At 53.4% G+C, this 451-nt stretch carries 1 protein-coding gene; it reads left to right on the top strand.

Features of this window, described 5'->3' with window-relative positions; translation table 11 throughout:
• Positions 1-73 precede the first annotated feature (73 nt).
• Positions 74-451, top strand: a 378-nt coding sequence (locus tag B3182_RS07125) for a peptidoglycan-binding protein (protein WP_292752108.1), incomplete at its 3' end; no start/stop codon positions are given.

Below are 451 nucleotides of genomic sequence, written 5' to 3'. Positions count from 1 at the left end.
CAAGAACTGGCACGAGCTACATAGAGAGGTAAGTTGGCCTATCGTACCACCTGGCCCCCTGCTGAAACCCGGCATGGAGGATGTCAGAGTATCTATTCTCCACCAACGATTGGCATCACTGATCAATGGCGTCGATCAGCAAAATGTTCGTCATTTTTATAGCGCTAATCACTACGATGCAGAACTGGTGGAAATGGTAAAGGATTTTCAGGCCCGTCATCGCCTAAAGGTAGACGGAGTTGTGGGGCCCGAGACGCTGGCCGCTCTTAATCTGTCACGTAATTATCGTGAGGAGCAGTTACAGATCAACCTTGAGCGTATGCGCTGGCTAGCGCGGGAAATCTCACCCACCCTTTTGCTGGTTGACATTGCCGGGGCAAAGGCTACCTATACTCATGAGGGGGAAATCGGCTGGCAAGGGAGGGTGCAGGTTGGGACTGCCCGCCGCCCG

It is taken from the genome of Methylophaga sp. UBA4204 (assembly GCF_002379485.1).
Taxonomy (GTDB): Bacteria; Pseudomonadota; Gammaproteobacteria; order Nitrosococcales; family Methylophagaceae; genus Methylophaga.
The sequence above is the reverse complement of the archived record's forward strand: the minus strand, read 5'-3'. Positions and strand labels throughout refer to the sequence as shown.